The following is a 392-nucleotide window of genomic DNA, read 5'->3' on the forward strand; positions in this document are numbered from 1 at the left end:
ATGCTGGACTGGAGGCACGCGTCGCCCAGCGTACGGCAGAACTCAGTACAGCGCTAGCGGGTCAGGCGGCCGAAATCGCCGAACGTCAGCACGCCGAAGATGCCGTTCGGGAAAGCGAGAACTTTCTGGACAGCATCATCGAGAATATTCCGGACATGGTCTTCGTCAAGGAGGCCGCGACCTTGCGTTTCGTGCGCTTCAACAAGGCGGCGGAGCAACTGCTCGGCTACCGCCGCGAGGAACTCCTCGGCCGCTCTGTCCACGACCAGTTTCCAGCAGATGAGGCCAAATTCTACGCGCTGAAGTACCGCGCCGTGCTGGAATCTCGGCAGATGATCGACATACCGGAGGATCCGGATCATACGCTTCATTTACAGCTCCTCGAGCACACA

General features: G+C 59.4%; 1 protein-coding gene. It reads left to right on the top strand.

Translation table 11 applies throughout. The features are described from left to right. A partial coding sequence (locus tag VSR34_RS38930) for a PAS domain S-box protein (protein WP_342965303.1) occupies window positions 1–392 on the top strand: 392 nt, incomplete at both ends.

It is taken from the genome of Paraburkholderia sp. JHI2823, assembly GCF_038900695.1.
In the GTDB taxonomy this organism is placed as follows: Bacteria; Pseudomonadota; Gammaproteobacteria; order Burkholderiales; family Burkholderiaceae; genus Paraburkholderia; species Paraburkholderia mimosarum.